We start from the raw sequence: 24,647 nt of genomic DNA on the forward strand, positions 1-24,647 counted from the left end.
TTTTAAGGATTTACTCAAGCGCATACCTCACAGGAACATACCGCCTGATACTTCAATACGTTGCGCATTCATCCAGCCCAGTTTGTCGCTGAGCAGTGCCGCAATGGCATCGCCGATATCGTCAGGCAGCCCCACCCGTCCCAGCGCCGTCTGGGACGCCAGCATCTGGTTGAGCTCCGCGTTGTCGCGCACGTGTCCGCCGCCAAAGTCGGTTTCTATCGCGCCAGGCGCAATGATATTGACGGAGATGCCGCGCGCGCCCAGCTCTTTCGCCTGATAACGCGTCAACACTTCCATTGCTCCTTTCATCGCCGCGTAAGTCGCCGATCCCGGCTGGGTAAAACGGGCCAGCCCGCTGGAGACGTTGAGGATCCGTCCGCCGTCGTTAAGCAGCGGCAGCAGGCGCTGCGTCAGGAAGAAAGGTCCTTTGAAATGAACGTTCAGCGCCTCGTCAAACTGGGCTTCCGTCGTGTCGGTATAAGGCGCATATAAACCCGTCCCGGCATTGTTCAATAAATAGTCAAACGTTTCACGCTGCCAGACGCTCTTAAGGGTTTCCTGAAGCTGTTGGGCAAAATGCTCAAAGCTCGTGATATCCCCGACGTTGAGCTGCAATGCCGCCGCGTTGACGCCTTTTTCCTGAATTTCATGCACAACGTCCAGCGCTTCCTGCTGGCTGCGGTTGTAGGTCAGCACAATTCCCGTGCCGTCTGCCGCCAGCTTTAAGGCAGCGTTTTTACCCAAACCACGGCTACCACCCGTCACTAATGCGATACGTTCAGTCATCATAAACCTCGTTTTGGCTGTTATGGAGATTGAGTAAGAGCTTATTAGGTGATAGAAAATCAATAAAGATGAGTTAAAACGCTTCACTGTTTCAGCACAAACAACAATGAGCTACATCTATGGATAAAATTCACGCAATGCAGCTGTTTGTTCGCGTCGCGGAACTGGAGAGTTTTTCCCGCGCGGCAGAAACATTAACGTTGCCGAAAGGCAGCGTGTCACGACAGATTCAGGCCCTCGAAAACCGGCTTGGCACCCAGCTATTGCACCGCACCACCCGCCGCGTCAGCCTGACGCAGGACGGTATGGTCTATTACGAACGGGCAAAAGATCTGCTGGCAAACCTCGATGAGCTGGACGGTATGTTTCTGCACGATCCCTCCAGCATCAGCGGACGGCTCCGCGTGGATATGCCCGTCGCCGTAGCTCGAAATTTAGTCATCCCCAAACTGCCTGCTTTTCTGCAGCATTATCCGGGCATCGAGCTGGAGCTCAGCAGCAGCGATCGTCTGGTGGATGTGATCCGCGAAGGGTTTGACTGCGTGGTACGCGTCGGCACGCTGAAAGATTCAGGGCTTATTGCCCGACCGTTGGGCAAGCTGTCGGTGATTAACTGCGCCAGCCCGGATTATCTGGCGCGTTTTGGCTACCCGGAAACGCTGGACGATTTAGGCTCCCACGCCGTCATTCACTACACCGCTACGCTGGGAACTCGCCCACAGGGCTTTGAGTTTTATAACGGCAGTACGACGCAGTGGATAAAAACGGGAGGGGTGTTAACTGTTAACAGCACCGAAACTTACCAGGCTGCCTGCCTCGCCGGGCTGGGCATCATTCAGGTTCCGCGGGTTGGGGTGCGAGATTTACTGCGCGCGAAGAAACTGATTGAAATTCTCCCGCAATACCGGGCCGAACCAATGCCTGTCTCCCTGATTTATCCCCACCGGCGCAACCTCTCCCGCCGGGTACATCTGTTCATGGAGTGGCTGACCGAACTCACAAAAGCTTACGTGGACTAGTCGCAAGCTATAATTCAGTAACATCCAGCCAAACGAAAAGGAAAAGACGCGTGACGCCGGAAAATAACCCGCAACGACCCACCCAACATTTAGAGTATGAACCCATCAAGAAGATGGAGACCGAGCCGGAAGAGACCAGGTCTACAGGTACCGCCAGCAAAGCGCTGGGGACCGTCACCGGTATTATCGCCAGAATTCAGCAGTTTCCCATGATTGCGCATCTGATACGTGCGACCGAACGCTTTAATGACCGCATGGGAAACCAGTTTGGTGCCGCTATCACCTATTTCTCCTTCCTGTCGATGATCCCGATCCTGATGGTGTCGTTTGCGGCGGCCGGTTTTGTGCTCGCGTCGCACCCGACGCTGCTGCAGGATATCTTTAATAAGATCCTGAATAACGTCAGTGACCCAACCCTTGCCAGCACGCTCAAAAGCACCATCAATACCGCCGTCCAGCAGCGCACCACCGTCGGTATCGTCGGTTTGCTGATTGCCCTTTACTCCGGCGTTAACTGGATGGGCAACCTGCGCGAGGCCATTCGCGCCCAGTCGCGCGATGTCTGGGAGCGTAAGCCGCAGGATCAGGAGAAAATTTGGGTGAAGTATCTCCGCGACTTTGTTTCGCTGATTGGCCTGCTCGTCGCGCTCATCGTGACGCTGTCCATTACCTCCGTGGCGGGCTCGGCGCAGCAGATGATCATCTCCGCGCTCTACCTTGATTACATCGAATGGCTGAAGCCCGCCTGGCGCAGCATTGGGCTGGCCATTTCCATCTTCGCCAACTACCTGCTGTTCTTCTGGATCTTCTGGCGCTTGCCGCGCCATCGCCCGCGCAAGAAGGCGCTGATCAGAGGGACACTGATCGCGGCAATAGGCTTTGAGGTGATTAAAATCGTGATGACCTACACCCTGCCCTCGCTGGTGAAATCCCCTTCCGGCGCGGCGTTCGGCTCGGTGCTGGGATTAATGGCATTCTTCTACTTCTTCGCACGGTTAACCCTGTTCTGCGCCGCGTGGATCGCCACTGCCGAGTACAAAGACGACCCGCGAATGCCGGGCAAAACGCACCGTTAACGCCTCTCCCGGGCTGAAATTTCAGCCCGATTCATCATTTCAGCATATAAATCCAGTCCGTAACTTTTATTTAACCGAAAACCAGTTTTATTGACTGATATTTAAAATCTGTGAAGCATTTCATAGACGTGTTTTGTCTGGCCTGAAAATTATCCGCTTTTTGTTGCTTTTATCACCAGGTCGCGGCTTTGTTACAGATTGAAATGTCGCTTTTGCTGTGCGTAATATGGCCTTTCGTTCGACAAAAATAAGAAAATATTATGCAAGCAACCGCCACCACACTCGACTCAGAAACCGAAAACGTTCCGGTAAATTCGCGAAATAAAGTTGTCGTCGCCTCGCTGATTGGCACCGCCATCGAGTTCTTCGACTTTTACATTTACGCCACCGCGGCGGTCATCGTCTTCCCGCACATTTTCTTCCCGCAGGGCGATCCGACGGCGGCCACGCTGCAGTCCCTGGCGACCTTTGCTATCGCGTTTGTTGCGCGTCCGATTGGCTCCGCGCTGTTTGGACACTTTGGCGATCGCATCGGACGTAAAGTGACGCTGGTGGCCTCGCTGCTGACGATGGGGATCTCCACCGTGGCCATCGGCCTGCTGCCGACGTATGAGACCATCGGCATTCTGGCGCCGGTCCTGCTGGCGCTGGCGCGTTTTGGTCAGGGTCTGGGCCTGGGTGGTGAATGGGGTGGCGCGGCGCTGCTGGCCACCGAGAACGCCCCGGCGCGCAAGCGCGCGCTGTATGGTTCTTTCCCGCAGCTTGGCGCACCGATTGGCTTCTTCTTCGCCAACGGGACGTTCCTGCTGCTCTCCTGGCTGCTGACGGATGAACAGTTCATGAGCTGGGGCTGGCGTATCCCGTTTGTCTTCTCAGCCGTGCTGGTGCTGATTGGCCTTTACGTGCGAGTTTCTCTGCATGAGACCCCTGTTTTCGCAAAAGTGGCCGCGGCGAACAAGCAGGTGAAGGTACCGCTGGGTACGCTGCTGACCAAACACGTCCGCGTGACCGTACTGGGCACGTTTATCATGCTGGCCACCTACACGCTGTTCTACATCATGACCGTTTACTCCATGACCTTCAGTACCGCCGCCGCGCCGGTTGGGCTGGGTCTGCCGCGTAACGAAGTGCTGTGGATGCTGATGATGGCGGTGATCGGGTTTGGCGTGATGGTTCCGATTGCGGGCCTGCTCGCGGATAAGTTCGGTCGTCGCGCAAGCATGATCACCATCACCACGCTGATCGTTCTGTTTGCTCTGTTCGTCTTCCCGCCGCTGCTGGGTTCAGGCAGCCCGGCGCTGGTGATGGCCTACCTGCTGATTGGCCTGAGCCTGATGGGGCTGACCTTCGGCCCGATGGGCGCGCTGCTGCCAGAGCTGTTCCCGACGGAAGTGCGTTATACCGGCGCGTCGTTCTCCTACAACGTCTCGTCTATTCTGGGCGCCTCCGTTGCGCCGTATATCGCCACCTGGCTGCAGGCAAACTACGGCCTGTTCTATGTGGGCGTTTATCTGGCGGCCATGGCGGCACTGACGCTGATTGCACTGCTGCTGACGCACGAGACGAAGCACCAGGCTCTGTAAGCTAATGCCGGGTGGCGGCTACGCCTTACCCGGCCTACGATTCAAATGCAGGCCGGGTAAGCGCAGCGCCACCCGGCAAAAACAGGCCGCTCCTTACTTCTTCATTTGCGACAAAATGGTCCGGCACTGATTCGCCTCGCCTTCTGACGGCGAAATCAACGCCAGCAGCGCTGCGGCGGGGGTAACCAGCGTCGCGAGGGCTGCGGCCACCGCGCCACGCGCAATCAGCGGTCCGGGCTTCACGCCCGCCTGCGGATTTTTGAAGGTTCCGCGCACGTACAGCGGCGAGCGCAGGGTGATGATACGGATCCCCTTACTTTCCGGATCGATGGTCAAATCCAGCTGTTCGGACGCCATGCTGGCGGTACCGGTCACGTTAATCACCGCATTTTCCGTGTCGAAGGCAAAAATCTGCGGACGCGCCACGCCGTTAACCAGATCCAGATTGGCCGCCGCGCAGTTCACCCGCACCTCATCATCACCGAAGATTTGCCCGATGATATAGTTCCCGACGTTCAGGCCCAGGATTTCCATCAGGTTGCGGCTCACCAGCCCGTCGTTCATCAGCAGCTTCAGGTTGCCATTACCGCTGCCCAGCAGCGCCGCCACGGAGTTCCCCACGCCGCGAATGTCGGCATCGCCGTTCATCTCGCCGAGGGTCTTCTGCATCAGCTCGACGTTCGGCATCAGCGCTTTCAGCTTAAGCCTGCGGGCCTGAATCTCCGCGCGCCCCTGCATCGGCTTTTTATCGCCTTCCAGGTGAATGTTGGAGGAAATCGTCCCGCCCGCCATGCCAAACTTCAGCGGCTGCAGGCGCAGGTCGGCATTTTTCAGGATGATATGCGTCGACAAATCGCTCAGCGGCAACGTGCTGCCATGCTCAATCTTACGCCCTTTGAAGCGCACATCCGCATCCATCACGTTCCACTTATCGGTTTCAAAGCGATCGTAAGGCAGCACTTTTCCCGCAGGCTGAATGTCCTTTTTCACCTCTTTTGACTTCGTACCTTTACCGGAATCCACGCCGATCAGCGGGCCGAGATCGGCCAGACGCAGCTGGCGGGACTCAACGTCCCCTTCCAGCTTCGGCCTCGGTTTTCCGGTGGTGTAGGTCAGCGAGCCGTGGATATCGCTGTCGCCGATGCGGCCGTTAAAATCACGGTAGTCAAAAACCGACGATTTTTCGCTGTCGATTTTGGCGACCAGATGCCCGTCCGTTTCGAACGGCGGGGTATCCGGCAGCAGCACGCCGGTCAGCTCATACAGCTCGCCCAGCGAATCACCGGCAAATTTAAGCTGAAGATCGACGCCGCCCATGTTCATCGGGTCGTTAACCGTTCCCACGAACGCCACGCGGGTGTTACCGGAGCGGAAGTCCGCCTGCACCGGGAACGGCGTGCCTTCGCTCCGGAGCGCCAGCATGCCGCCTATTTTCCCTTTGCCGCTGAGCGGCTGGTCGTTGTAGCGTCCTTTTGCCGTCAGGCCGAAGACATAGTCGCCCACGCTTGCCGTGTCACCTTTGGCTTTCGTCCCCGTGACCTCGCTAAACGGCAGCGGCTTGCCGAGCGGATCGACCAGGATCTCCACGTCGGCCTTGCTGACCTTATCGTCGATGGCGATCCGCCCGCGATCGAAGAGAATATTGTCGAGACGGAATGACCAGGAGGAAGGCTGAGCATTCGGATCCTTTTCGCCATCGCTGGCAAGGTTGAACGTCCAGTTGTTGTTTTTTTCAGAGAGGCGGATCAGGCGCGCATCGGGCTGCTGAAGTTTGATCCACGGCAGATAGACCGTTTTGGTCAGCAACGCGAGCGGGGCCAGCGTGGCTTCCACGCGCGGCAGGTGGATCATGGTGACGTCCGGGATATCCGGCGGGTTACCGAGAATGATGTCGTCGGCGTGGACGTGCGGCCAGGGGATCCAGCTTCGCCAGCCGGGCTCCTCTTTCTGACGCTCCCACACGACCCCTAAATCACCGCGTATGGCGAAGGGGCGGTTCAGTTCGGTTGAGACTTTCTGGTTGATGGTCGGCTTAAGACGGTTCCAGTCAAACGTCGCAATAATGATGGCGACGACCACGATCAACAACAAGAAAATCCCTGCTGTCCAGGAGATCACCCTGGTTGTTCTTGTCATTTTTGTCCCCTTTCCTGATGACCTGTCCTGTAAAACTATAGTCCAGACAAAGGGAAGCGGGCTTATCAGAGGGTTGTTATCACGCTATCGAGGCGATCCATGGGTACCGGTCGGGAGAGGAAATAGCCTTGCGCCGCCGCGGCAGGCGAGCTTTGCACATCACGCCACTCTTCCAGCGTTTCCACACCTTCAACAATCACGCCCTGGCAATAGCGGTTCATCAGCTGTAATAACAGCGTAAACAGGTTCCGCCCTTCCGGGGTCTGACGCAGCATAATGAACAGATCGCGGGCCACTTTAATGTAGTCATAACGCACTTCACTCAGGGCCGAAAAGTTTGCCATGCCGGTGCCAAAGTCATCCAGCCATAGCGGGCCGTATTCGCATATGGAGGCGAACGAGGAGTCCTGCGGCAGGCGGACATGCTCCACCAGCTCAAAGCGCACCCACGGCAGGGTGGCAATCAGCGCCTGCAATTTCGCGTTCTGACGCAGCGCCAGCAGAGTGGGGCCATCAACATTCACCGAGGCGAGGATATCGTGCTGTTCGAAAAAGGGCTGCTTCGTTGCCAGCATACGGAGCTGCTCTTCCAGCACGTCAAGACGCTGGCGAACGGCCACTTCGGCAAAATAGCGATCCGGTGCGATACGCTGGGAAGGGTTTGAGGGATGCGTCACGACGGTCAAAATTTCAATGGCCATCAGTCGACCGTCTGTTCGGTATATCGGCTGATAGGTATACGCACGCTCACATTGCAGCCAGTAGCGATGCTCCTGCAAGTTCTCAATACTTGCCTCAGGCGTGGTGCTCAGCCGCTGGATAACCTGCTCTGACTTCATTTCAGATGTCCTGTTGTTGGGATGGCCTTTCTGGACTCGTCACAGGATTATCGGCGCGATAATTGAGAACTTTATGTTCAATTCACCGGGAAAATGAAATTAAGATGACAGAAATGCGCAGGAACACGCGCTGGCTCAAATAAAATAATGGAACGTTGTTTTAATATAGTTGACCTGTTAATTCACTCAGCGCACACTGCTGATCATTCTTCTGTTCAGGTTCACGATTATGTCTAAAAAAATTGCCGTGATTGGCGAATGCATGATTGAGCTGTCACAAAAAGGCGCGGAAGTGAGCCGCGGATTTGGTGGCGATACGTTAAACACCTCCGTTTATATTGCCCGCCAGGTTGCGCCTGAGGCGCTCACCGTGAACTACGTTACCGCCCTGGGGACGGACAGCTTCAGCCAGCAGATGCTGGAGGCCTGGCAAAGTGAACATATTGATACCTCGCTGATCCAGCGTATGGAAAACCGCCTGCCGGGTTTGTATTACATTGAGACCGACGACACCGGCGAACGCAAGTTTTATTACTGGCGTAACGAAGCCGCGGCCAAATTCTGGCTGGAGAGCGAGGATGCCGCGGCCATCTGCGAAGCGCTGTCGACCTTCGACTATCTCTATCTGAGCGGGATCAGCCTGGCGATCCTGAGCCCCACCAGCCGTGAAAAGCTGCTCTCGCTGCTGCGCGAATGCCGTGCCAACGGCGGCAAGGTCATTTTCGATAACAACTACCGCCCGCGCCTGTGGGCCAGCCGTGAAGAGACGCAGCAGGTCTATCAGCAGATGCTGCAATCCACCGACATCGCCTTCCTGACGCTCGACGATGAAGACGCCCTCTGGGGGGAGAAACCGGTAGAGGACGTGATTGCACGCACGCAGGCGGCTGGCGTGAGCGAAGTGGTGATTAAGCGCGGTGCGGAGTCATGCCTGGTCGCGATTACGGGTGAAGCGGTGGTTGAGGTTCCGGCGGTGAAGCTTGCCAAAGAGAAAGTGATTGATACCACGGCGGCGGGTGATTCATTCAGCGCGGGCTATCTGGCAGTACGCCTGACGGGCGGAACGCCGGAAGCGGCGGCACAGCGTGGACATCTGACGGCCAGCACGGTGATTCAGTATCGCGGGGCGATTATTCCGCGTGAGGCGATGCCTGTTTAAGTAGGGTGCGGGCTGATGCCCGCACCCTAACCCTCTCCCACAGGGAGAGGGAATGTCTACGTCTTACTGCCCTTGCGGGATATCCGTCGCGTCCGGGTGTAAATCATCAGCCGTCGCGGCCTGCGTCGGCTGCGGCGCGGTCGCCATGATGGAATCCCAGGTCTTCTGAAGTTCCTTCATGTCATATTCCGGTTCGCCCTTCGGCTGAAGAAGGATCAACGCCATCTCCTGCGACAGCTGCTGACGGAGATCCTGGTTGAGCATTTCGACGGTCAGACCGTTCAGGAAATCCTGACGAAGCTTCTGGTACTGTTCCGGCGCAATATCCACCACCTGATTCTGCAGGGAACGAATACGCTGGCTGATCAGAATATCGGTATCGGCGCGCGCGTAGGTCGCAAATAGCTTCTGCAGCTCGAGTTTTTTCTGCGCCACAAGCGCGTTGAATTCCTCTTCGGAAAGCCCCTCTTTACGCACTTTTGCCAACTCTTTCGCGACGACACCCAGATTGGCATTCAGCTTATCGCCCGGTGATTCAACGTTAATGGCGCATTGCGCACGCTGGAACAGCACGCGGCAGTCAAAGCCAAGACCGATATTCTTCACGTTATTCTTACTGAGCGTCTGCTGAACGTGCCAGAACAGCGCTTCACGCGCCAGGTCGGCACGCCAGTAGCGCAACAGCGCCGCAGACTCACGAATGGGCTGCCAGGCGTTATCCCACATCACAGAGAGTCGGTCCTGACGCACGGTGTCCGTCATAATGCTGACAGGCTCTGCACGCAGCGGGGAAAGTGTCGGAACAGGGGCAGGCGATTCACGCTTGCCTTTCAGATCGCCAAACGCTTTGTTGATCTGCTCCACCACCGCGCGGCTGTCCACGTTACCCACCACGATCAGCGTCATCGCGTCCGGGGTGTACCACTTCTGGTAGAACGATTTCACCTGTTCGGCGTCCACCGGCTGTTTTAGCGGCTCGGCAGGGTCATGTCCCAGCAACGTCGAGCCTTTCAGGCGGTAACGCCACCAGCCCTCTTTGGTATCACCAGGCCAGGTCGCCACCATGTCGCTGTTGCTCAACGCATAGTTGACGGTGTCCGGCGTAATCGCCAGATTGCCGGAGGCATCGGAGAGATACGTCAGGGCTTCTTTAAGCAGATCGTTGCGGTTATTAGGCAGGCTCAGGTTAAACATGGTGTAGTCATACGAGACCACAGCCGGAGGAAGCGGGCGCTTCGGATCGATGGCCTGTTGCCAGAGCGAACGCACCTGAACCGCTTGCAGGCTGCCGCTCTGCGTGAGCGCCAGCCGGGGAATAAAGTGGCTGAAACCGGTTTGCTGGGTGCTTTCCGTAAGGGAACCGGTATTAACAGACAGACGGATTTCAATACGGTCACTGGGACGTTGCGGCGTGGCTAACACCTGCCACTGAAAACCGTTCGCTAGTGTCCCTTGTTGCCAGGCCGGGTCTGGCTGGAGCGCATCTGCCTGCACATAACTGGCTGCTGCCATCATCAGCAAACCGCCGGTTAAGAGTCGAATTTTTGTGCCCTGCATGTGAACCCCTGATCAACATTCCTGGTTAAAAAAGAGTGCCTCGCGACGCGCTTCACTCTTAAAGATGACGATGAAAACACGTCGATTAGACCGCGCGTTCGGCAAAACGTCACGGTCCGAAGTGAAATATACCCAAAAAAAATCTTGTCGAATTATGACAGGTATGAACAGTTATTATGCGCAGGAGCCCGCATCCCCACAAGGGAATACGGGCATTTGTGACAAGATTAAGAGGATAAGCCAGGATTTTTGCTGTCAGTTGAACGATTATTCAGAGTATCGTCGAGCTTTTTGTGATCCAGCTCTTTCACCCATTTCGCGACCACTACCGTTGCCACGCCGTTACCCACCAGGTTGGTTAACGCACGCGCCTCTGACATAAAGCGGTCAATACCGAGAATCAACGCCAGGCCCGCCACCGGCAGGTGCCCCACTGCAGAGATAGTGGCAGCCAGCACGATAAAGCCGCTGCCCGTTACGCCCGCCGCGCCTTTAGAGGAGAGCAGGAGCACCACCAGCAGGGTGATCTGATGGAAAATATCCATATGGCTGTTGGTGGCCTGTGCGATAAACACCGCCGCCATCGTCAGGTATATCGAGGTGCCGTCCAGGTTGAAGGAGTAGCCCGTCGGGATCACCAGCCCCACCACCGATTTACGACACCCGAGTTTCTCCATCTTATCGAGCATGCGCGGCAGCGCCGATTCTGACGAGGAGGTTCCCAGAACAATCAGCAGCTCTTCACGGATGTAACGGATAAATTTGAAGATGCTGAAACCGGTCGCGCGGGCGATGGAGCCCAGCACCACCACCACGAAAAGAATACAGGTGATATAGAAACAGATAATCAGCTGACCCAACTGGACCAGCGTACCGACGCCATACTTACCGATGGTGAAGGCCATCGCACCGAAGGCACCGATGGGCGCCAGGCGCATGATCATATTGATGATGCCGAAGATGACCTGCGAGAAGCTTTCGATCACGTTAAAGATCAGCTGGCCTTTGCTGCCCAGACGGTGCAGGGCGAAGCCAAACATCACGGCGAACAGCAGCACCTGGAGGATGTTTCCGCTGGCGAACGCGCCAATGACGCTGCCAGGAATGACGTCCAGCAGGAAGGCCACCACGCCCTGATCCTTCGCCTGTTCGGCATAGACCGCAACCGCTTTGGCATCCAGCGTCGAGGGATCGACGTTCATCCCCGCACCTGGCTGCACCACGTTAACGATGACCAGACCAATAATCAGCGCAAGGGTACTGACCACTTCAAAATAGAGAAGCGCCACTGCACCGGTACGGCCAACCGCCTTCATGCTTTCCATGCCAGCGATGCCCGTGACGACCGTACAGAAGATCACCGGAGCGATGACCATTTTAATGAGCTTAACGAACGCGTCGCCAAGCGGCTTCATTTGCGCGCCCAGTTCAGGGTAATAGTGACCCAGCAGAATACCGATGGCGATGGCTGTCAGGACCTGGAAATAAAGACTTTTGAAGAGTGAGGTTTTCATAGGGTGTCCTTGGGAAGAAAAACCACAGGCTTTGTAAGGTTATGATTAACCTGCGGCTTTAAAATAACACCCGCATAACAGGACAGAAATAAACTCAGTTCAAATTTGAAACACAAATGTTAAGAAATTTGAGCTGGCTCGCACAAGCCAGCAACAAAATTACACTTTTGCGTTATTGTCAGCACCAGAAAGGTATCGTTCTTCAAAGACATCCGAAGGCACTGCGGGGGCAAACAGGAAACCCTGCCCGCTCTCCACGCCCGCCTCTGCCAGCCAGGCGCGTTGCGCGTCGGTTTCAATTCCCTCGGCAATAAGGTGCAGGTTGAGGCTGCGCGCCATCTGGATAATCGCCTGCACCATGCTGCTGTCGTCCGGCAGACCGTCGACAAACGCTTTGTCAATTTTCAGCACATCCACCGGAAGCGTCTTCATGTGCTGAAGCTGGCGCAGCCCGGCGTAGCCCATGCCAAAATCGTCCAGGGCAATGCGAATGCCGGCATTACGCAGCGGCTTAAGAATCGCGACCGCCTCATTGGGGTCGTCAATGCGTCGACTCTCCGTCACTTCCAGGGTCAAGGTATCCGGTTTGATGCGGTAACGATGGATCAGCTCCAGCATCTCAGAAACCATGGTCGGGTGCATAAGCTGCATGGCAGACAAATTGACCGACAGCGGCAGCGTTATGCCGCGCTCCTGCCAGGCGGCAAGCTGACGACAGGACTCTTCGAGCACCCAGTAGCCGACGGTGACCATCAGGCCGCAGGACTCGATGCGCTCAATCAGCCCTTCCGGCAGCTCCCATGTGCCATCCGGCTGCTGCAGACGCAGCAGGGCCTCGGCGCTTTTTACCTCTCCCGTCCGCAGATCCACCTGCGGCTGCAGCCAGAGGGCAAACTGGCGGTTATCCAGCGCGGTCAGGATGTCGCTCTCTTCCGTCAGGCGCTGCTGCGCCTTTTCCATCTGCGCCGGGTCGAAGAACTGGATTTGGTTTTTCCCTTTGCGCCGGGCGGTAAAGGCCGCCGAGAAGGCGCGGCGATAAAGCTGTTCCGCGGTCAGGTCGCCATAAAACATGGCAATCCCGATACTGGCACTCGGGCGAAGCTGGATACCCTGAATCGGCAGCCGCTCATTAATGACAGTGAGTACTTGCTGACCTAACGTGATCGCATGCCAGGGTTCTTTTACGCCGTTGGCAATCACCACCAGGTCGTAACCGCTGACCTGGGTCAGCACCATGCGCGGGGCAAGGACAGATTTGATCTTTTCCACCAGGGTGAGCAGCAGCATCTCTCGCTGGCTCTCCTGAAGCACGCCAGCCGTGTCCTGCAGGGTTTCACAGGCAATGACCATCAGCGCGGTGGTTTGCTGGCGCTCAACGGTTTGCTCCAGCATCGCCATCAGGAACGCTTTATTGGGAAGCTCCGATACCGGAAAACGGGTGGCGCTACTGTTCATCTCATCCTGCTGACGCTGGATGCGCTGCTGGTTGAGGTTGTAGCTGCGCACCAGCATGCCGATCTCATCGTCATGATGCAGACGCGGCAGCTCAAGCTGGTGTCCCATCTGATCCTGCGGCGCAAGCGTGTTCAGCTCGCGGGCGATACGGCGCAGGGGATGGACAATCAGCCGGTTAATGCACCAGGTCAGCGCCACGCTGAGAATAAGCGTCATAAGTAAGCAAGTGGTCACTAACGTAACCACCCAACTCATGACGAATTTATACATGCGGTAGGAGTCTGCCTGTAACACCAGGTAGGCCAGAGGCTGTGGATTCGCAGGGCGCTCAAGCGAATAAACGGGAAGCGAAATTTGCACCGGCAGCTCAAACAGGCGCATCACCATCATCGGGACGGGACGCTCCGGGATAAAGCTCATCCGCAGCGCCTGAAACTGATTGGGTAGCACGACGTCCGCCCGGCTCACAACACCGGCCGGCTGAATACGTTTCAGAATGGTTTCCGCTTCGGGGATATCCCCTTTCAGGATGGAGGCAGACAGCGGGCCGCGTACCGAGCGGGCGATACTTTCTAATTGCGAAGCCGTGTTATAGCGATTCTGCTGTACGGAATGAAACAGCAAAATTACGCAGAAGAGCAGGACAAACAGCATGGTGACGGCAGAGACCATCGCCATCTGTTTGATTGTTAAGGAACGGCTGACACGCAAAATGACTCTCCACAAAACTCGAAGCGCAGGGCGCGCCAGGGTGTAAACCTGGCGCGCCTGAGTATACCCGATTGCTGCGCTGTTAAGAGAGACTTACAAATGGATTAAGGAAAATCCGATTACCAGTCCGCGTAAGGGATGAGCGGTTGCGGCGGTAAGTCCATATCGCCCTGCCAGCCTGCAGCAGAGTAGCGCACATAGATCAGCGCATGGCTTGGGGTATAGTCTTTCGCTTGCTGGATATCCACGCCCATGCCCACAAACCAGTTGGACGTGACCCGCCGCTCGATTATGGCCCGTGCGGTATAACCCGTACCGGAGGAGCTGCTGCCGGTTTCCATCGCACCCCGGTCGGTATAGCGGTCTGGCTCATCGGTCGGGATCAGATTCTGGATCGGGTAGCGCAGCTCGTCTTTGGTTTTGGAGTGAGACCAGGAGACCGAGCCCCCCAGCTCCCAGGACCAGTTTTCCGTGCGCTTACGCCAGGTCACCGGCAAGGCGAAGGAGACATACTCCTGCGGGCTGTAATAGCCGCCCTGACCCAGTGTATAACCGCTCAGGTCTTTGTCGTAGTGCCAGAGCATGTTGGAGACGCCGACCGTCAGGCGCTCATTGTTTTTATTAATGAGCTTGTAGTAGTAACCCGTCATCCAGCGGACGCGCCAGTTATCCTCCACATTTTTACCCGTCAGCGTTTCCGCGTTCAGGCTTGACCAGACGCCGTTCGCTTCCCCTTTGTCATAGCTGATGCTCACGCCGCCACCGGTCGCGCGTACGCCGCCCCAGGTGGTGCCGGTGTTGGTGTCTTTTTGCCCGCCGAAGGCCAGCAGAGAGCTGGAGATTGGCCGACGATGGGCATTAACGGTATAGCCGATGGGCCCCAGATCGCTGCTGTAGCTGATGCCGCCCACCACGTCGACGACGTCAAAGCCCATCGGCGTGGTGCCAATATCCATCGCCCAGGTTTTATTCTGCCAGCCGACAGCGACGCTTGCGCCATTGTCTGACTGATGGGTGTTACCGCTACACGGCGTTTCGTAGCAGGTTCCCCATTTAGGGTCGTAAGTCCCGATCCTGGTATCGAATGACCCGACGTCCATATTGACCAGATCGCTTCTGAAGAACATGCGCCCGTCAGAGAGCGGCGCATCCACCTGCAGCATGGTGGTATGCGCTTTCAGATCGGAATAGCCACCCGTGCCGCTGGAGCCCCAGTAATCGTGCTGCAGCGTGACGTTAACATCCTGCTGGCGGTACAACTCACCGGCATCACTGCGCACGCCGCGCTTCAGCCAGTCGTCTTTTTCATCGTTACGCGTCAGACGGGTGAAACTGTCGTTATCAGCCGGACGCGTCGTGGTGATACCCGTCGATACCATCGCATCTTTATAGGTTTCCAGCGCCTGCTGAGGCTGCCCGTTCTGCGCCTGGAAACGCGCGGCATCACGCAGCACCAGCGCGTTTTCCATGGATCCGGGCTGCGATTTAGCCTGCGGAATGATTTTACTGAAGGTTTGTTCTGCCGCGGCGGAATCACCCAGCCCCGCCTGCGCCATCGCGATGCGGCGCTGCATATTGAGCGACAGCGGCTGGCCGTTCTGCGCGGCGGGCAGCTTCGCCAGCTCCGCGCGCGCGGCATCTTTGTTACCCTGGGCGCTGTAAATCTCGGTCAGGCCGAGGATCGCGTCTTCGTTCTGCGGCTCACGCTGCAGGACGGCGTTGTACGTCGTTTTCGCGGAGTTCAGATCGCCACGCTGCTGTGCCCAGTCCGCCAGCGTCAGGTCGATGCGGGTGGAGGTTGGCTGCTGGCGAAGAAGATTCTCTGCCTCCTGCTCTTTACCGCTGTCCCGCAGGCGGTTGGCGGTTTCCAGCACCTGATTGCTTTGCAGGCGGTCGGCAAGTTCCTGAATATTGCTGTTCCACTGGCTGCGCGGCAGCGTGTCCAGATGCGCCAGCGCGGCACGGTCCTGATCGTTTCCGGAAAGATAGAGCCCGCTGGCATAGACCTGATCCGGGTCGGACGGTTTCTGGCGGGCAAGCTGACGCATCAGGGTGTCCGCCTGGCTGCGCTGACCCGCGCTGTAGAGATCGCGCGACAGACGATAGGTTATCCACACGTCGCCAGGAGAGAGCGCCAGACGACGACGCTGGATTTCTGCTGCCTGGGCGTATTTCCCTTGATTTTCCAGCTGTTCGGCCTGGGCGGAGAGCTGCTCGTTGGTCAGACTACGCTCGATATCATCAATGCTCCGACGCTGGCTGGCGGAAAGCGACTGGATAAACTGCGAGGCTTTCTCCGGGGACTGCGCGCGGTAAATATTGGCCAGGCCGCGAACCGCGTTGCTGTTGCCGCTGTCCATTCGCAGCGCCTGACGGTAATAACGCTCCGCCGCGTCGTTATCTTTACGCGCCGCGGCGGCGTCGCCCAGCCCCAGCACCGCGTAGCTGTCGGTATTGTCGATGTTACGCGCCTGCTGATAGTAACGCTCTGCCTGCGCCGGGTTATTCGCCTTCAGCGCCGCATCGCCCTGCTGGATCAGCAGCCAGTAGCGGTTAACCTTCAGAAGACTGTCCCATTTACCCCGGTTATCGCTCTGCGGATCGAGGGCAATCGCCTTTTCAAACTGCGCTACCGCGCGGGCACGGTCTCCCTTCTGGGAATACGCCTGCCCCAGGGCACCCACCGCTTCACTGTCGGCATGGTTGGCGCTGACGGCTTTTTGCAGCTCGGCCACCGCCTTACTGCCCTGCCCGGCATCCACCGCCGCGAGCCCTTCCGCTTTCGCGCGGAACGCCGGATCGGCGAGCTGTTTTTGCTGCGCTTCAAGCTGGGCACGCGCCGCAGCGACGCTATCCCCGCCGCTGAATACGCTCAGATATTTTTGCAGCGCGCTGACGCTGGCGCTGCTGGCAGGCTGGTCTTTGATTTGGTCATACCACATATCAGACGCCTGGCCGCGGCCATTGGTGGATTTGGCCATCTCCTGCAGTACCGCAAAGCCTTCATCACGTCGTCCGCTCTGGAACAGAAGCTGGGCCAGCGTTGTCTGCAGCTGCGTATTCCCGGGGCTGCTGCTGTTAATTTTTTTCAGCTGGTTAATGGCCGCACCGCGGCGAGCTGGATCTTTCGCCACGACGTTCCAGTATTCCGTCGCCACGTCGCCACCCGGCGGGTTGCCGTCAAACAGCTTGTCATAGGCGGCAATCGCTTCCTGCGTGTGCCCCGTAGTGGCGAGCAGTCGCGCCTGCTGGAGCTGCTGTCGGCCATCCGGAGTAGAAAGCAGCATGGTGTTGCGTGAGGACTGGTAAGCGCTCGAACCCGGGGCGATCCCTTTCAGACGATCCAGCTCTTTTTGCGCGCCGGCGTTATCGCCCTGACGCAGCAGGTAGCGAAAGCGCGCGGCAATGACGTCAGGGTTGTTGGGGTCAATCAGCTCAAGGCGATAGAGCGACTGACGAACCAAATCCTCTCGCTGTGTCGATTCGCCCAGCCTGACCTGCTCCAGCAGCTGTTTCTGCTGCGGAGAGTTGGCGGCCTGTGCCCACGGCATAAGCGCCAGGCCAAGCGATAAACTGAGTAGATTTACTGTGAACTTGCGCATTCCTGGCCCCAATCCGGTATTAATTCACCTTTTGCGGTGAAGCGAAAACGATGCTGATCCCATCCTTGCCCAAAAAGCGTCAGCACATAGCTGTAATAGGCATTGTTATCGGGAAAATGGTCTGCAACGCGCTGGCGCTGAACCGCCTGGGCATCACGTTGTTGTAAAAAAGGCAGCATAGCGGCAGAGAACCCGACCGGGCCGTCACCGGTACGTTTCCCCGTCGCCACATCCACTTTCTCCGGCGGCACACCCCGTTTCACGGTCTTTGCCGCCATCGGCTGGAAGCGCGTCAGGAGCCGGGCTTTCTGAGGGTCTTTATCACTCATCATGCCCACCCAGAGATACACGCGGATGGCGTCGTAGCCGCCCACCAGCGCTTTCTCCTGCTGTAACCGCCAGCCTTTATTTTTCTGATACTGCACCCAGTCCGGCGAAAAACCTTTCGGCGCACTCTCAAGCAGCAGGCGCAGGTTAGTTTCACGAAGCTGGGTCCACGGGGAACCAAAGCGCGTGAAATAAGCCGCTAGCTGCGGAGGAAGATAGCTGGGGTTAAAACGCCAGGCGTTCTCATCGGCAAAACCGACTTTACCAGGAAGCAGCATTGCGCCGAGCCCCGGGACGTTGACCACTTCCTCGCTGACGATGCGTTTCAGCAGCGCCTTACCCGTGCGGGTATAGTCCCGATCTTTCCACAGCCGACCCGCTTCGAGCAGTGACCAGGCGATCCAGACATCGGCATCAGAGGCGGAGTTGGTATCAATCACCGCCCAGGCGTCTTTATCTTTCTGACCCCATAGCCAGGCAGGCAGATGGGCGTTGAGATCGCCGCTGGCGAGATTATCGCGCGTCCACGTCAGCAGCAGGTCAAAGGCTTTGCGATCATTCGCTGCCAGGGCAAAGAACAGGGCGTAGCTTTGCCCTTCCGAGGTCGTAATTTTGCGCGTGTCACTGGGATCAATGACGCGCCCGCCTTCACTGATGTAGTCCTTTTTAAACTGCTCCCAGGCAGGCCAGGTACAGGCGGCGCGAAGAGGAAGCGCCGCCAGCATCACCGCTGCTAATACACACCAGCGAAAGGCTTTCATCACATCTTACTCATCCGGGTTCAGACGACGACGGCTAATGATTCGCAGCAGACGCCACAGCACCCATGCCAGCAAGACCACGCTGACCGCAGCCAGGATAGCGAGCAGAACCGGATGGTTAGCCAGCGCATACCACAGGCGTTCGAACCACGGCAGATGGCCCACGTAGTACACATCCCCCACGCGCAGGCTATTGACGCCGGACTCACGGATCACCGACACGGAACCAAACATCGCGGCACGTTTACCGCTGTCGTTCATGGCCGTATTGAGCAGTTCATACCCGCGCGGGCTGTCCGCGAGGAGAGCCACCACGCTGCGCTGTTCGTTGTAAGGCGACTGGAAGCCCACCACCGCGGCCATCGCCCCCTGAGACGTTACCGTCGTCTGCGCGCTGGCCTGACGATCGTTCACATCCGGCATAATGCTCGGGAACTCGGTCTGTCGCAGCGGCGTATTAACCCAGGACTGGGCCGCTTTCACCAGCAGATCGATACGTTTGTCATCCTTCAGCTTATCCGGGATGGTCCCGATCACCATGATGTCAGCATCTTTGTTCTGAATCTGGCTGCCATCGTCCGTCAACGTGACGTTAATGGCCGGTAATCCTGTTTGTCCTCCAACGGTCGCCATGGTGTCGAGCAGGGTCGTAACCTGACCTTCGTTTGGCGCTTTTGGCATTACCACAATGGACTCAGAGAGATCGGCCATACGGCTGAACGGGAAACCCGCGTTAGCAAAGGCGCGCAGGTCCGGCATCGCCAGGAAGTGATAGTACTTCGAGAAGTCGATGGTCGACTCATCGCCAATCACCACGTGGTTCTGCACCGGCTGGAAGGTGATGCAGTTTTCCGCCGAGCCGCCAGGCATCGGGTTCATGTACTGGAAATCAAAGCGCAGCTGGTTTATCGCCCCCAGCTTCAGTGCCGGAATAGAAACATCCGTTTTACCGTCCAGCAGCCCCTGCAGCACCGGCAGGCGAAGCATCAGGCGGTTCGTATCCTGCGTGCTTTGCAGGCTGAAGGATTGCAGGAACTGGTTGTTCAGGCTGATATCCATGCGCGAGCTGTCTTTGGTGGCTGGCGCGGTATAGCGGTAGTTCAGATTGATATCAATGCCGTTGGTGCGCAGCAGGTACAGATCCGGCGGCAGATTCAGCGACAGGCTAATCGGCGCTGGCTCAAGCCCCGTCGCCTGCAGCTGTTCTTCATAGGTTTTCAGCTCGCCAAAGGTGACCGCACGGTCGGTACGTACCCAGTTTGGCGCATCATAAGGTTTACGCGCCAGCAGCGGCTTGACCTCATCTATCACGACGCTGTTGCCGCGGAAAAGGACGTTGCCCTGGGCAATGGCTTTTGCTGCCTGAACCAGATCTTTATCATCACGACCAAAGACCACCAGCAGCTTCACGTACGGGTTTTCCGGGTGGCTTATCATCTCAACGGTCGGCGCGTTGACGTCCGGATGATCGCGCAGGAAGGCCGGACGTTTCGCATTGGTGGCAAACACAATGGCATTTCTGTCCGGCAGTTTGTCATACATCGCCGGGAAGCTCTGGCCGCGCCAGCCCGCGCGTGAACCAAACCAGGACGCCACAATGGTCGCCGCCAGCTGCTCGGTCACGTCCGGGGACGATGCGAACACCATCGGCAGCGTGAGCGGGCGGTTATCACGCGGATCGAAGAACGGAACCGGGAAGGCCGAGAGATCGTTTTTCAGCGCCAGCGACTGGTAGGTCATCTGCAGCGAGGAGTTACGCCCGACGTCCATCCACAGCGTGTTGCTGGCCGGGTTTTCGCAGACATCGCGGTAGTGGCCGACAAACTCCAGGCGAATACGGTTAAAGTCGGTGATAAACAGCGGGTTGATCGGCACCTGCGCCTGCGTTTTCTTGCCGAGCTGCTCTTTCGTGACCGGCAGAACGTCCATCAGCTCGTCATTCAGATAGACCTTCAGCTGAGACTGGGTCGGCAGCAGCGACGGCGACGGCGTGTATTCGAGATTCAGCACCGCATTAGAGACGACCTCGTCGCTGCGCATGCCAAATTCAATGCCGCCGTTAGGGTTGATGCCGCGCAGCACCATGCTGCCCGGAGGCGGCGCAATTTGCGCGAAGGTCAGCTTCACGTCACGCGACGGCGCATTGTCCGCAACGACGGGCGCATTCGCCCCCCGGACGCCCGGCATCACCTGCCCGATGACCTGACCGTCTGCCGGCAGGGTGTTCCCCTCCGTTGGCTGGTTCGGCATGATGTTTTCAGTTTGACCCGGTGCCGCGGTGACAACCGGATCGGTTGCTTGCGCGACGACAGGTACGGTTGGCGCAGGCGTTGCCGCTGCGTTACCCGGGGCTGCGTTAGCCATTGTTGCGGGGATCGCATTCATCCCCATTGCCACTGCACATAACCAGGAAAGTTTTGTTTTCATCGCGTTATCATCATTGTTGAGCCATAACCGGGTCCGCCTGCTTCGCCTCATCCCGCTCAGGACGACGAGGAATGAACGACACGACCCAGGAAACCTGCGAAGTAAGTGACCGGAAAATTAATTTCACCGACGACGGGGCAAATTCTGCAAGGTGACGATAGCCACGGAACCCCAGCTTCAGAATATCCAGCAGGCTTTCCAGAGGCTTATCCTCCGGGAAGCTGTCCTGCCAGAGAGCCCACGTATCCGCGCGGGCAAACGTACACTGCACAAAATCGATATGTTGCTTTTTGGTCAACGGCATCAGCTGCAGGCCGACTTCATTGCCCACCACGCGAACGACCTGTGTCGGGAAGACATACTCCTGCTGGCCGCGCTTAAGCAGCAGGTTAACTTTTTGCCCTTCCAGCACCTTCGCCTGGCCGTTGATTTTGATCCCCAGACCGCCGTCAGAGAAGTCGTGCACGGTACAGGAGAAGAGATGGCCATCTTCACGGGCGATCGCCGCTGGCATGCAGATTTCCACGCGATGCGCGCGACGAACCTGTTTGCTCTCCACCGACACCGCCACCGCGCCGCCGAGGATAATCAGGTTGTAGAAGACCCAGGCCATACTGACGAAGACGGTCAGGATTTCGTTTTCCGGGCCGTAGAAGTAGCGCCAGATACCCGCAATGACGCCCACGATATTCAGCAGCACCAGGAAGATATACGGCCGGGAGATCACCCAGTCGACGTACTCCTCCTCCACCAGCCCGCCCTTCGCGGTGACGTTGAATTTCCCTTTATGCGGGTTAATCAGCGCCACCATCGTCGGCGGCGCGATGTACCAGGCCAGCACCGTTTCGTAGATTTCACTCCAGAAGGAGTGGCGGTATTTACCCTGTATCTTCGAGTTCGTCAGGCTCGCGTGGATCATGTGCGGCAGAACAAACAGCGCAATCATCAGCGCGGGAGCGTAGATGATATAAGCGTGAAGAAGCAGGAACGCCAGCGGCGCGGTCAGGAAGATCAGCCGCGGAATGCCGGACAAGAAGTGGAACATGGCGTTGACGTAGCAAAGACGCTGCGCCAGCTCGAGTCCTTTCCCGATCAGTGGGTTATCAAGACGGAAGATCTGCACCATGCCGCGCGCCCAGCGAATACGCTGACCAATGTGCGCCGACAGTGACTCCGTTGCGAGGCCAGCAGCCTGCGGAATGCGCATATAGGCAGAGGTATAGCCACGACGGTGCAGGCGCAGAGAGGTGTGCGCATCTTCGGTGACCGTCTCGACGGCGATACCGCCAATTTCATCCAGCGGCTTACGGCGGATAACGGCGCATGAGCCGCAGAAGAAGGTGGCGTCCCACATGTCGTTTCCGTCCTGTACCAGGCCATAGAACAGCGTACCTTCGTTCGGGGTCTTACGGAAACGGCCAAGGTTACGTTCAAACGGGTCCGGCGAGAAGAAGTGGTGCGGCGTCTGCATCATCGCCAGCTCTTTCTCCTTCAGGAACCAGCCCATGGTCATCTGCAGGAACGAGCGCGTCGGCACGTGATCGCAGTCAAAAATCGAAACAAACTCCCCGGTGGCATACTTCAACGCGTTGTTGATGTTCCCCGCCTTAGCGTGTTCGTGCGTCGGACGGGCGATGTACTCGACGCCAACCTCCTCCGCGAACTGGCGGAACGCCGGACGGTTGCCGTCATCCAGGATCCAGACCTTGAGCTTGTCTTTCGGCCAGTCGATGCCCAGCGCGGCATAGATGGTGTTCTTCACCACGCTCAGGTCTTCGTTGTAGGTCGGCACGAAGAGATCGACGGTTGGCCACTGGGTCGTGTCCTTTGGCAACGGAACCGGCTGGCGGTTGAGCGGCCAGATCACCTGGAAATAGCCCAGCACCAGCACAATCCAGGCATAGGTTTCAGCAAACAGCAGCACCAGGCCGCACACCAGACTCACCGGGTCGTCCCAGTTCAGCGTCGAGGTATAACGCCACCAGATGTAGCGGCAGGAGACGGTCAGCGACAATACGATCAGCATCAGCGCCGAGAAGCGACCCGGAATTCGGCGCACCAGTAGCGCCACGCCCCACAGCAGGATCAGGAAAGTGAACTGCGCCAGAGGGTTGAAAGGCTGCGTAATACAGACCAGCGCCAGAATGAGCGAGAACACGACGATTACGCCGAGGATAAAACGCCGCAAGCCCGGGTGGAGATGCCCGAGCTCTTTATGGTTATCCAGATGGCTGGTCTTATCGCTTACGCTGTCGGGCAGTCTGTCCAGCCACTGATGATAGCGTTCACGTAACTGCTGCACGCGGGAGAAGCTCCGCCAGTGCGGCGTTTTTGTCTCCGCGCGGGATGAGGTCGCCACCAGCCAGATGGCCTGAATGAGATAGCGCGCCGGATCCAGTGGACGCGGTCGGTCAGGATTAATGTGCGGATATAGCTCGCTGTGCCGTGCACGTATGCGCTGCCAGCGCGGGTGTTCAAGCGGTATAAACATCCAGGCCAGAATCATCCAGAAACAGCCGAGCGCGGCGCTAAATGCCGACGCACCGTGACGGCGAAAATGCCGGTAATGTTCGCTCAAACGCGAACTGACCGGTGGGATGAGTAACCAGCTGGCGAGACGACTCATACAGCACTCCCTGCATGCTCCGCCCTGTTGGCGAAGTTCAGCAGACACCAGTTAGCCAGCGTCAGGATCTCTTCTGCCGCCAGTGAATCGCTGCGGTATTCACCGAGCGGTTGCTTAGACGCAAGGCATTCCGCCATTCCCTCATCACGATGGATGACAATCGGAAGCAGGCGGCGCTGGCTTTGCAGCCAGACCTGATAGAGATCGTCCTGGATCTGGCTGCCAATGCGCAAATCGTTAATCAGGATATGGCCATTTTGAGGCAGTCCCTGCTGGTGCAGGCGGATATGGCAGTTCGCATCGACGTTAACGATCGAGAGGACATGATCGCACTGGGCGATAAGCTGTCGTGTCAGCGTGCCGGCACCGTGCGGCAGATCCAGCAGGATCCACTTGTAGTGCCCCTTTTCCCTAAGGCTCTGCAGCGCCAGCGTGAATTGTGAAAACAGGCGCTGGTACGCGGCTTCATTCTCGCGTTCCGTGGTGGTCAGTTGACCAAACGGCAGCAGGTCAAGTAGGGAGGTATAGCGCATACCTGCATCCTGCCAGTCTTTATCGTCAAGCAGCGCGCGGGCCCAGCCCTCTTCGCGAGTAAAGTCGACGTTAAACGACATACGCAGCAAATTATCGGCGCAGGCGTCAATAACCAGCACCGATTCACCTAAAAGCTGTAATGACCACGCCAGCGCCGCGGTAACAGATGTGGTACCCACACCCCCACGGACACCCTGTAATCCGAGTATGGCCATCAATGGCTCCCTTATTGTTGATGGGCGAATTCAGCTAATAACGGCCAGCGTTTAATAGCCGCAGCCAACTGTTCCCGCTGGGAAATATCGGTGTAATCTATTTCAGGTAAAGAAAAGGCCTGCGTCAGCGCCAGAAAATCGTTTTGGAATGTGTAACCCAGGGTCGAGTCGACTGGGGTTCCGGGTTCGTTATTATCCATTCTTTTTCCATCCCTTTGCGTAAAATCGCCAGTTCAGAAGTAGCGAGGCATCCTGCCCTATGAAATTTCATTTACATGCTAAATCTGATGTTCTTTAATTTCAATGTTAGGTTTATTTCT

Annotated in this window: 16 protein-coding genes; 4 read left to right on the plus strand and 12 right to left on the minus strand. The window is 57.4% G+C overall.

Translation table 11 applies throughout. The annotated features are described in order from the left end of the window. Positions 1–27: 27 nt before the first annotated feature. The gene (locus L362_RS05790) at positions 28–786 is read right to left on the minus strand and encodes an SDR family NAD(P)-dependent oxidoreductase (protein WP_008503126.1); all 759 of its coding nucleotides are present in this window, start codon (positions 784–786) and stop codon (positions 28–30) included. A 119-nt stretch (positions 787–905) separates the two neighbouring features. Here L362_RS05790 and L362_RS05785 point away from each other — a divergent pair, with 119 nt between their 5' ends. From L362_RS05785 to L362_RS05775, 3 genes are all read left to right on the plus strand, one after another. Then, on the plus strand, positions 906–1,805 hold the full coding sequence (locus tag L362_RS05785) for a LysR family transcriptional regulator (RefSeq protein ID WP_008503127.1): 900 nt from the start codon (positions 906–908) through the stop codon (positions 1,803–1,805). Positions 1,806–1,855: 50 nt separating this feature from the next. After that, entirely contained in the window at positions 1,856–2,881 is a 1,026-nt protein-coding gene (gene yhjD / locus L362_RS05780; RefSeq protein ID WP_023345067.1) for an inner membrane protein YhjD, read from the plus strand. Between the two features lie 260 nt (positions 2,882–3,141). Continuing rightward, positions 3,142–4,464 carry an MFS transporter gene (locus L362_RS05775; RefSeq protein WP_008503129.1) on the plus strand — a complete coding sequence of 441 codons (1,323 nt, stop codon included), beginning with the start codon at positions 3,142–3,144 and terminating at the stop codon, positions 4,462–4,464. A gap of 93 nt (positions 4,465–4,557) precedes the next feature. Here L362_RS05775 and L362_RS05770 read toward each other — a convergent pair whose 3' ends face one another. Together L362_RS05770 and pdeH are read right to left on the minus strand one after the other, a co-directional pair. Next, positions 4,558–6,600: an AsmA family protein gene (locus L362_RS05770; RefSeq protein ID WP_008503226.1), complete on the minus strand. Its 2,043-nt coding sequence runs from the start codon at positions 6,598–6,600 to the stop codon at positions 4,558–4,560. Positions 6,601–6,665: 65 nt separating this feature from the next. After that, positions 6,666–7,439, minus strand: a complete 774-nt coding sequence (gene pdeH / locus L362_RS05765) for a cyclic-guanylate-specific phosphodiesterase (RefSeq protein ID WP_021242143.1) — start codon at positions 7,437–7,439, stop codon at positions 6,666–6,668. A 229-nt stretch (positions 7,440–7,668) separates the two neighbouring features. Between pdeH and L362_RS05760 the strand changes: the two genes are divergently transcribed. Further along, a complete protein-coding gene (locus L362_RS05760; RefSeq protein ID WP_023345068.1) occupies positions 7,669–8,598 on the plus strand; it encodes a 2-dehydro-3-deoxygluconokinase in 930 nt (309 codons plus the stop codon). Between the two features lie 63 nt (positions 8,599–8,661). Here the strand turns inward: L362_RS05760 and L362_RS05755 are convergent, their stop codons facing one another. The 9 genes from L362_RS05755 to bcsR all read right to left on the minus strand — a co-directional run bounded on the left by L362_RS05755 (position 8,662) and on the right by bcsR (position 24,527). Then, positions 8,662–10,155 (minus strand): M16 family metallopeptidase, encoded by a 1,494-nt coding sequence (locus tag L362_RS05755; RefSeq protein ID WP_008503229.1) that lies wholly within the window; start codon positions 10,153–10,155, stop codon positions 8,662–8,664. 227 nt (positions 10,156–10,382) lie between these two features. After that, complete coding sequence (locus L362_RS05750) at positions 10,383–11,669, minus strand: dicarboxylate/amino acid:cation symporter (RefSeq protein ID WP_021242141.1); 1,287 nt, start codon at positions 11,667–11,669, stop codon at positions 10,383–10,385. A gap of 159 nt (positions 11,670–11,828) precedes the next feature. After that, on the minus strand, positions 11,829–13,835 hold the full coding sequence (gene hmsP, locus L362_RS05745; RefSeq protein ID WP_023345069.1) for a biofilm formation regulator HmsP: 2,007 nt from the start codon (positions 13,833–13,835) through the stop codon (positions 11,829–11,831). A 119-nt stretch (positions 13,836–13,954) separates the two neighbouring features. After that, entirely contained in the window at positions 13,955–17,437 is a 3,483-nt protein-coding gene (gene bcsC, locus L362_RS05740) for a cellulose synthase complex outer membrane protein BcsC (protein WP_023345070.1), read from the minus strand. After that, complete coding sequence (gene bcsZ / locus L362_RS05735; RefSeq protein WP_023294768.1) at positions 17,419–18,525, minus strand: cellulose synthase complex periplasmic endoglucanase BcsZ; 1,107 nt, start codon at positions 18,523–18,525, stop codon at positions 17,419–17,421. Before bcsZ ends, bcsC begins: the two co-directional genes overlap by 19 nt. A gap of 6 nt (positions 18,526–18,531) precedes the next feature. Continuing rightward, positions 18,532–20,952, minus strand: a complete 2,421-nt coding sequence (gene bcsB / locus L362_RS05730) for a cellulose biosynthesis cyclic di-GMP-binding regulatory protein BcsB (protein ID WP_045353332.1) — start codon at positions 20,950–20,952, stop codon at positions 18,532–18,534. A 10-nt stretch (positions 20,953–20,962) separates the two neighbouring features. Further along, complete coding sequence (bcsA, locus tag L362_RS05725; RefSeq protein ID WP_023345071.1) at positions 20,963–23,578, minus strand: UDP-forming cellulose synthase catalytic subunit; 2,616 nt, start codon at positions 23,576–23,578, stop codon at positions 20,963–20,965. Continuing rightward, the gene (gene bcsQ, locus L362_RS05720) at positions 23,575–24,327 is read right to left on the minus strand and encodes a cellulose biosynthesis protein BcsQ (RefSeq protein WP_008503236.1); all 753 of its coding nucleotides are present in this window, start codon (positions 24,325–24,327) and stop codon (positions 23,575–23,577) included. Before bcsQ ends, bcsA begins: the two co-directional genes overlap by 4 nt. An 11-nt stretch (positions 24,328–24,338) precedes the next feature. Next, positions 24,339–24,527 carry a cellulose biosynthesis protein BcsR gene (bcsR, locus tag L362_RS05715; RefSeq protein ID WP_008503237.1) on the minus strand — a complete coding sequence of 63 codons (189 nt, stop codon included), beginning with the start codon at positions 24,525–24,527 and terminating at the stop codon, positions 24,339–24,341. Between the last annotated feature and the right edge of the window lie 120 nt (positions 24,528–24,647).

Origin of the sequence: Enterobacter sp. MGH 16, assembly GCF_000493175.1 — a bacterium.
GTDB classification, from domain to species: Bacteria; Pseudomonadota; Gammaproteobacteria; order Enterobacterales; family Enterobacteriaceae; genus Enterobacter; species Enterobacter roggenkampii.